The 9,100-nt window shown below is 51.2% G+C and carries 5 protein-coding genes and 1 rRNA gene (1 of these 6 running past the window's edge); 3 read left to right on the forward strand and 3 right to left on the reverse strand.

The genetic code is table 11. The features are described 5' to 3' along the window. Positions 1-56 precede the first annotated feature (56 nt). The 3 genes from QZ311_RS05815 to QZ311_RS05825 are packed head-to-tail and all read right to left on the reverse strand — an operon-like array spanning position 57 to position 5,862. Entirely contained in the window at positions 57-1,436 is a 1,380-nt protein-coding gene (locus QZ311_RS05815) for an efflux transporter outer membrane subunit (RefSeq protein WP_297065304.1), read from the reverse strand. Then, positions 1,433-4,573 carry a multidrug efflux RND transporter permease subunit gene (locus tag QZ311_RS05820; RefSeq protein ID WP_297065307.1) on the reverse strand — a complete coding sequence of 1,047 codons (3,141 nt, stop codon included), beginning with the start codon at positions 4,571-4,573 and terminating at the stop codon, positions 1,433-1,435. The genes QZ311_RS05815 and QZ311_RS05820 overlap by 4 nt, the downstream gene beginning before the upstream one ends. Before the next feature lie 2 nt (positions 4,574-4,575). Next, positions 4,576-5,862: an efflux RND transporter periplasmic adaptor subunit gene (locus tag QZ311_RS05825; protein WP_297065309.1), complete on the reverse strand. Its 1,287-nt coding sequence runs from the start codon at positions 5,860-5,862 to the stop codon at positions 4,576-4,578. Positions 5,863-6,331: 469 nt separating this feature from the next. Here QZ311_RS05825 and serC point away from each other — a divergent pair, with 469 nt between their 5' ends. From serC to QZ311_RS05840, 3 genes are all read left to right on the forward strand, one after another. Further along, positions 6,332-7,402, forward strand: a complete 1,071-nt coding sequence (gene serC / locus QZ311_RS05830) for a 3-phosphoserine/phosphohydroxythreonine transaminase (protein ID WP_297065312.1) — start codon at positions 6,332-6,334, stop codon at positions 7,400-7,402. 37 nt (positions 7,403-7,439) lie between these two features. After that, the gene (locus tag QZ311_RS05835) at positions 7,440-8,360 is read left to right on the forward strand and encodes an NAD(P)-dependent oxidoreductase (protein ID WP_297065316.1); all 921 of its coding nucleotides are present in this window, start codon (positions 7,440-7,442) and stop codon (positions 8,358-8,360) included. Between the two features lie 657 nt (positions 8,361-9,017). Next, positions 9,018-9,100, forward strand: a 16S ribosomal RNA gene (locus tag QZ311_RS05840) (its annotated part continues 219 nt past the right edge of the window); the annotation flags it as partial.

Genomic DNA, 9,100 nt, shown 5'->3' on the forward strand with positions numbered 1-9,100 from the left:
TCGTATTGGTTAGGGTTAATCTGATTGTAGGGAACAGGGCTGAGGGGGCGGGTCTGTCAGCCTTCGGTTGACCAGCCTCCGCCGAGGACTTTGTAGAGGTTGATGATTGCCAGATATTCGTCGCGGAGGGCGTTGCTGACACCGATCTGAGCGTCGAAGTAGCGGCGCTGTGCGTCGAGAACGTCAATGTAGTTGAGCGTTCCTGCCCGATACTGGAGATGTGCAAGCTGGACGTATTTCACGGTAGCATCGCGAAGCTCGACCTTGAGCCGGCTTGTCTCCTTCACGCGCCGATAGGTAGACAGAGCGCTGTTGACTTCGGTGAACGCAGTGATTACAGCTTTTTCGTAATCGTAGCGGGCTTGGTCATAGACTGCGATAGATGCCTGATACTTTCGTTTTTTGCGTCCGAAATCAAAGACCGAGCCGGTTACAGAGCCGATAGCATAGGTAAACGGAGACTCAAAGAATCGGGAGAGTGCATCGTTTTCGAAGCCGGGGGAAAAAGCGAGACGCAGGTTCGGGAATCTGTTGGCGTAGTTCATACCGACATCTGCCATCGCCGCAGCCAGACGGCGTTCGGCGGCGCGGAGGTCGGGGCGACGTTCGAGGAGAGTCGAGGGCAGTCCGGCCGGAAGCGATTCGGGCAGGGATATGTTGAGCGCGAGTTGTCCGCGTTCGAGAATCTCGCGGGGATATTCGCCCATGAGCAGAGTGATGGCGTTGCGGGCTTCGGTTATGCGGCTTTCGAGATTCGGGATGAGAGAAGCGGCGGAGGCATATTCCACCTTTGCCTGCTGATAGACAGTCTCGGATGTGAGTCCGCCTTCGAATCGTATCCGGGCCTGTTCGAGAGATTCCTCGCGGGTGGCGAGAGTCTGGCGGACGATGGCAAGTTCGTTGTCGAGGGCTACGAGACGGAAATAGGCCGATGCAACGTCGGCGATGAGGGTCATTCGCATGGCGTGCATGTCATCGACTGTGGCTGCAAAACGGGCTGCTCCGCTTTTTTTTGCCCATGATAGCGATCCCCATAGGTTTACTTCCCAGCTGACGGTAAGTTTTAGGTCGTATTCAGGATCTTTTTTCGTAGGGCCACCACTGTATTTGTTTGTTTCGTGATCTGCGCTGAGAAGTCCGTTGACTTCTGGCATAAGATTGGCTTTGCTGAGGCCGTAGAGTTGGCGGGCTTCCTCGACTCTGGCAGCCGCTTTGAGCAGGTCGCGGTTGTTGTCGAGTGTCAGGCGGATCAGATTGCAGAGGGTCGAGTCAGTGTAGAAGTCCCACCAAGCCATGTCGGCCACGCATGCCGAGTCTGCTTCCAGTCCGGGCATGTAGGACTGAGGCATTCCTGAATCGGCAGGGGTGAGATTCTTCACTCCCGAGCAGCCGGTCATGGCTGCAAGAGCTATGATGAGAAATATTAATTTTTTCATTGTTGAGCGTTTTCAGAGTTGGCTTTTGTAGTTTCAATCTGTTTTTTCGAGCCACGTTTTGTCAGACGGTTGATGGCTACGAAGAAGAACGGTACGAATACGATGCCTATTGTAATGGCGACGAGCATTCCGAAGAACACGCCTGTGCCGATGTCGCGGCGTGCGGCCGAGCCGGGTCCTGAGGCGAAAAGAAGCGGAAGAAGGCCAAGCATGAAGGCCAGCGAAGTCATTACAATCGGACGGAAACGGAGACGCGCCGCAGTCAGTGCCGCATGGACTGCATCGACACCCTTGTCGACTTCCTCCTTTGCGAATTCGACGATTAGGATGGCATTTTTTGCGACGAGTCCGACGAGCATCACGAGTCCGATCTGGAAGTAGATGTTGTTTTCAAGTCCGCACACCCAGATGCCGAGATATGCTCCAACGCCGGCTATCGGAAGCGACAGGATGACAGCGAGTGGTACGCTCCAGCTTTCATACTGCGCGGCGAGAAACAGGAAGACGAACAGCAATGCCAGTCCGAGGACGAGTCCTGTGTTTCCGCTTTCGTGTTTTTGTTGATATGACAGGCCGCTCCACTCCACGCCGATGTTTTCGGGCAGGTGCTCTCGTACTATATCTTCAAGCGCGTCCATAGCCTGACCGGTGCTGTAGCCGTGGGCTGCTTCTCCTGATATCGTGGCGGAGTTGAACATGTTGAATCGTCCGATAGTGCCCGGGCCGGTGGTGAAATGGGATGTCCCGAGCGATGAGATGGGGACCATCACGTCGTTGGCTCCTCGCACGAAGAAGAGATTGATGTTGTCGCGGCGTGAGCGATAGGGGGCTTCAGCCTGTATGTAGACACGGTATATGCGGTTGAACATATTGAAGTCGTTGACATAGATTGAGCCGGTGAAAGCCTTCATTGTCGAGAATATGTCGCTGACGGGGATTCCCTGCATTTTCGCGCGGTCGCGGTCCACATCGAAATAGAGCTGAGGAATATCGGCCTGCATTGATGTCGAGATGTCGGCCACGGCGGGACAGGTGGAGGCATAGTGGCGCAGAGTGTCGACAGCATTTTGCAGGTCGGCGTATGTAGCGTCGCCTCTGGCCTCAAGCACCATTTCAAAACCGCCTGAACTTCCGAGGCCAGGGATGATTGAGGGAGAGAACACGTAGGCGCGGCTTTCGGGATATTTAGACAGTTCGGCGTGGACACGCGAACGGATTTCGGTTATGTCGTGTGTGGTGCGTTCCTCCCACGGCTTCAGTATGACTGTCAGCTGTGAGTGGGCCGGGTTAGTTCCGACGCGTGGCGACGAACCTGTGACGTTGAGCACGTAGGCCACGTCGGGGTCGGCAAGCAGATAGTCCATGGCTCGTTCCGTCACCTCGCGGCTACGCTCGATGGTCGATCCTTCAGGCAGCTCCAGTTCGACTGTGAAGTAGCCTTGATCCTCTTGCGACATGAAGCTTCGTGGCATCAGTGAATTCATCATGTAGATGAATACAAGTGCAAGTCCGAAAGCCGTGTACATGCGCTTGGGATGGTTGAGAGTCCGGGCTATCATGCGGCAATATGTCTTGTTGCCGCGGTTAAGCCAGATGTTGATCAGACGGAAAATCTTTGCCTTCTTGCGTTTTGACGCAGGTTTAAGCAGTTTGGCACACATGACAGGCGATAGTGTGAGCGCAACGATTGTCGAGATGATGACCGACACTGCGATTGTCACGGTGAACTGACGGTAGAGCTGTCCGGTGATTCCCGGGAGGAAGCTCACAGGGATAAACACGGCACATAGTACGAGGGACATTGCGATGAGGGCGCTGCCCAGATTGCTCATGGCCTTTGCCGTGGCTTCCTTGGGCGAAAGATGCTCGGTGTTCATGATGCGGTCGACATTTTCGACGACTACGATGGCATCGTCGACCACGATACCGATTGCAAGTATGAGGCCGAGGAGGGTGAGCATGTTGAGCGAGAACCCGAATATGAGCATTACACCAAACGTGCCGACAAGCGAAATCGGGACGGCGATAATCGGAATGAGGGTGGTACGCCAGTTCTGAAGAGAGAGAAACACCACGAGAATCACGAGTATGAGAGCCTCGAAGAATGTGCGGTAGACGTGGTGGATAGACTCCGATATATATGTGGTCATGTCGAACGGAATCTCATAGCTGATGCCTTCAGGGAAGTTCTTCGCAATGTTTTCCATCTCGGCCTTGACTGCTTTCGCCACTTCCATGGCGTTAGCGCCGGGAAGCATGTTGATGTTGAGCACGGCTGCGTTGCCGCCATTGATACCGCTCTCGGTTGCATAGCTGGAAGCCTCGAGAGATACTCGGGCGACGTCGCGCAGACGGATGAACGAGCCGTCGGGGTTGGCGCGGAGCACGATGTCCTCGAATTCACCGACCGATGATAGTCGGCCCTGCGCGATGATCGGCATTGTCACGTCGATGTCTGTCGCCGGTGCTTGTCCGAGCGCTCCGGCTGCCGATTCGCGGTTCTGGTCCTTTAGGGCATTCTGCACATCTTTGACGGTGAGTCCGAGATCGGCGAGCTTGTCGGGTTCGACCCAGATTTGCATTGCATAGTAACGGCTGCCGACGTTGCTCACGCTACCGACACCGGGAATACGGCGAATCGGGTCAAGAACGTTGAGGGTGGTATAATTACTGAGATATATTTCGTCAAATTTAGGGTCGTCTGACAGGATTGAAATCGTCATGAGGCGGTTTGCGGTCTCTTTTGAGACGGATATGCCGTTCTGTACGACTTCGGCAGGAAGACGGGATTCGGCTTTCTTGACGCGGTTCTGTATGTCGACGGCGGCGAGTTCGGGGTCAGTGTCGATGTCGAATGTCACAAGTGCCGAGAAGCCGCCGGAGTTGGAACTTGTCGACGACATGTAGATCATGCCCGGTGTGCCGTTAAGTTCCTGTTCGATAGGAGTTGCCACGGCCTGAGTTACGGTCTGTGCGTCGGCGCCGGGGTAGGATGCGCTGATTTTTACGACCGGAGGGACTATCTGGGGATATTGATCAACGGGCAGGAGAGTCAGGCCGATACCTCCGATGATGAATATCACGATGGATATTACGATGGAGAATACCGGATGTTCGAGAAAGAAGTTCTTTTTCATGTTCAATCCTCCTTGACTTCAGTTTGCTGTGTGATGACTACGTCGGCGGTTTCGTCGGTAGTTTCTTCTTCTTTTTTCTTCGGGGCTGGAATCGGATTTACCTTTATTCCGTGTGATAGCTTATGGTAACCTTCCACTACGAGTTTCTCGCCTTTGGCAAGACCGCGTTCGACGATTGTCTTGTTGCCGACTTCAGGTCCGAGCTCGATAAAGCGCTTTTCGACCACGCTGTCAGGACGCACGACAAAGACGTAGGCTCCACCTTTTTCTATAACAAGTGATTTTGTCGGGACTTCGATTGCATTTTCACGTACATCGAGAAGCACTTTCACTTTGGTGAATTCGCCCGGCAGCAGGCTGCGGTCGGGGTTGGGCATCTCTGCGCGGACGGAAAATGTGCCTGTCTTCGGGTCGACCTGTGGGTCGGCGAAGTCGACAAGACCCTTGTGGGGATAGACAGAACCGTCGGGGAGAGTGATGGTCACAAATGAATTCCATTTGCGTTTCGAATCGGCCTCGCCAAGGTTTACGTTACGGTCCTTGCTGCGGAGATAGTCAAGTGCTGTCATCGAGAAGTCGACTCTCACGGAGTCGCTTTTCACCACTGTGGCGAGGAGCGACTTGCCTCCTGACGGGCCGACAAGAGTGCCGATATCGGCCACTCGTTCGGAGATATAGCCTGAAATCGGAGAGCTGACGCGGGTGTAGCCGAGAGTGAGTTCGGCCTGTGTGAGATCGGCCTCGCTGACGATGACTTCAGCGGTGGCGCTTTCGTAGGCTGCCGTAGCATTGTCAAGGTCGAGCTGCGATGCTGCGTTCTGAGCATAGAGGGGCTTAATGCGGTTGAGGTCGCGTTCGGCTTTCTGTGCCTGTGCGCGTGCCTTGTTGAGCTGCGCGCGTGCTTTGTTGACATGCGCTTTATAGAGACGAGGGTCAATCACGAAAAGGGTCTGGCCTTTTTCGATGTATGATCCTTCCTTGAAGAGCATGCTTTCAAGATAGCCTTCGACACGGGCGTGGATTTCGACGAACTGCTGTGCGCGGATGCGGCCGACGTATTCACCATATATATTTACGTTAGCTGTGCCGACAGTCTCGACTTCAACGTTCGGGATTGATGCAGGCTGTGTCTTTGGGCGCGTGAAAAAATATATCGCGGCGGCAACAATGAGTCCCGCGAGGATTATTACGAGCCAAGCTTTAGTGGTATGGGGCGAATGGCTTTTTACGGTTTTGAGGCCAGTGGATACTTTCGAGCCAAGAGATTTGCCGTTAAAGTTTAGATTCATTGTGTCTGTTGAGTGATGATTATTATTTTTTTGCACCGGTAGAACTAAAACATTGTATAAACACCGAAGTAGCCATAAAGTTGAATGGCTATGTATTAAAAAATGTTTAATGTCGGATAGTCCGGTATATTTGCTTCGGAAGTAAAGTTAAATTTAAAAGTTGAGGCGGCAAAGCATGTGTCAATGAACGCACGGAATGTGACAATGAATGTCGTGCCGAAGCAAGAGTGGAGTGATGGTCGCCGGTGGATTGATGGATTTGACTGTCGGAAGTAGTGGATGAGAAAAAAATTGACTGTCAACATGGATTAATGAAAAATTTCCATAATTTTCATAATTTTTGTTGGCTCGAATGAAAAAATCGCTATATTTGCGGAATATAAAAAGTGAACCAACATGACACACATTATTCATGTAGTTCATCACATCAATTGTAAACGTCAACTTTCATACAAATTTATATAATAATATGAAGAAGCATAATTTTTCCGCCGGCCCTTCAATTCTTAGTGAATACACTATTAAGAATACGGCCGAAGCTGTCATTAATTTTGCCAACACAGGTCTCTCTCTTCTTGAGGTTTCACACCGCGGCAAAGAGTTTGTAGCTGTAATGGACGAAGCTCAGGCGTTGGTTAAGGAACTTCTTGATGTTCCCGAGGGTTATCATGTGCTTTATCTCGGCGGTGGCGCGAGCCTTCAGTTCTGCATGGCTCCCTTTAACCTCCTGCGCACCAAGGCCGGCTATCTCGACACCGGAACATGGGCGGCTAACGCTATCAAGGAAGCCAAGATTTTTGGTGAGGTAGAAGTGCTTGCTTCATCAAAGGAGGCCAATTATACCTATTATCCGAAGGGATATACAGTGCCTGAAGATCTCGACTATTTCCATATCACCACCAATAATACTATTTACGGAACAGAGCTGCGCACAGATCCCGACGTGAAAGTGCCTCTGGTTGCCGACATGTCGTCAGATATTTTCTCGCGTCCAGTCGACGTTTCCAAATATGATCTCATTTATGCCGGCGCGCAGAAGAATCTCGGCCCGGCAGGTGCGACACTTGTGATTGTCAAGGAGAGCGCTCTCGGTCATGTGGACCGTGTGATTCCCACCATGCTTGACTACCGCACCCACATCAAGAAGGGTTCGATGTTCAACACTCCTCCTGTGCTTCCCGTATTCTCCGCACTCCAGACCCTCCGTTATTATAAGGAAATGGGTGGCGTGAAAGAGATGGAAAAGCGCGATGTAGCCAAGGCCAAGGTTCTCTACGATGCTATCGATGCCTCCAAGATGTTTGTCGGCACTGTGACTGATCCTGATTCACGTTCAATCATGAATGTCACTTTCGTAATGACACCCGAATACAAGGAACTTGAAAAAGACTTCGTTGACTTCTGCGCTGCCAGAGGCATCGTCGGCATCAAGGGCCACCGTTCGGTTGGCGGTTTCCGTGCGTCGCTCTACAATGCACTCCCCATTGAAAGCGTGCAGGCACTTGTCGACGCGATGAATGATTTCGAAAAGGCTCATTGATCGCACGATTTATAAATTCAGATAAGACAATTCAACTATGAAAGTCCTTATAGCAACAGAAAAGCCTTTTGCAGCTGTCGCAGTCGACGGAATGCGCAAGGTTATCGAGGATGCCGGAGCAGAACTCGTGCTTCTTGAAAAATATACCGACCGCAAGGAACTTCTCGCTGCGGTTGCCGATGTGGATGCGCTGATTATCCGCAGTGACAAAGTCGATGGCGAAGTTCTCGCTGCCGCACCCAACCTCAAGGTGGTGGTGAGAGCCGGAGCCGGCTACGACAATGTGGATCTCGCTGCTGCTACCGAACATGGTGTATGTGTCCAGAACACTCCGGGGCAGAATTCCAATGCCGTTGCTGAACTTGTGTTCGGTCTGGCCGTGATGATGTGTCGCAACATGTATAACGGCACTTCCGGTTCTGAGCTTAAAGACAAGACGCTCGGAATACAGGCATTCGGACAGGTGGGACGTAATGTGGCCCGCATAGCGCGTGGCTTCGAGATGAATGTCTCGGCTCTTGACCCGTATTGTCCCGACAACGTGATGGAAGATGCCGGTGTTTCTGCGGTGCATTCCGTCGAGGAGCTTTATCGCAACAATAAGGTTGTGTCGATTCACATCCCTGCAACTCCCGAAACGCGCAAGTCGATCGGTTATGAGCTTATCACGTCAATGCCCAAGGGCGGTCTTCTTATTAATACCGCGCGTAAGGAGGTGATTGATGAGGAAGGTCTCATCAAGGCTCTTGATGAGCGTGGCGACATCAAGTATGCGGCTGATGTTGCTCCTGACCGCGCCGCAGAGATTAAGGAGCGTTTTGGCGACCGGGTGTTCTTTACTCCCAAAAAGATGGGAGCGCAGACTTCGGAAGCAAATATCAACGCCGGAATTGCAGCCGCGCGTCAGGTGATTTCTTTCCTCACCACCGGTGAAGAGCGTTTCCGTGTTAACAAATAAGCTTCTTTTCGAAAAAAAGAACGGATAAAAAATTAAATGTTTTTATGTAGCGCATCGGCAAGTCTATTGCTGATGCGCTTTTTTTGCAATAGGAGAGGGCTATGTTAAAAATAGGCGATTTTGCATGAAAAAGGACCGTTTTAGGGCTATTTTGAGGCAAAATCGCGGAAAAGTGTTAAAATTCTGTTAAAATACCGTATAAAATTTGGAGGGAATGTAGAAAGTTCCTACCTTTGCACTCGCTTTTGAGAAGCAAACCTCACAGCGGTGAGGGGCTAGAGATTGAAACGCTGAAAGACATTGAATTGTTCGACGATGAAATGTTAAACAAATGTTAAAATCTCGAAAAGATTTGCAGGTTTCGAAAATAAGACGTACCTTTGCAAAGTTTTCCGATAGACGCCACGAGAGGCGCTTCTGAAGAGAGCGATAAAGAGAACATTGAAATAATTGCAACAATAACGAAGTAGTACAAGAGTCATAATTTAAAAGTGAACTCTGTCAAATTTCCGAAAAAAAAATCCGGTGTTCAACCGAATAAGTCAGACAGGATCCGGCGCTGTTTCTGTGAAGGCAAAATAAAGAACAGAACAGACGGTCTTTCTTGCTTTCCATGCTCTATTTATAAAATAGAAAAGAGAAAATAAAGAATAGACAACAACGAAGAGTTTGATCCTGGCTCAGGATGAACGCTAGCGACAGGCTTAACACATGCAAGTCGAGGGGCAGCGGGGGAGTAG

It is taken from the genome of uncultured Duncaniella sp., from assembly GCF_910578445.1.
Classification (GTDB): Bacteria; Bacteroidota; Bacteroidia; order Bacteroidales; family Muribaculaceae; genus Duncaniella.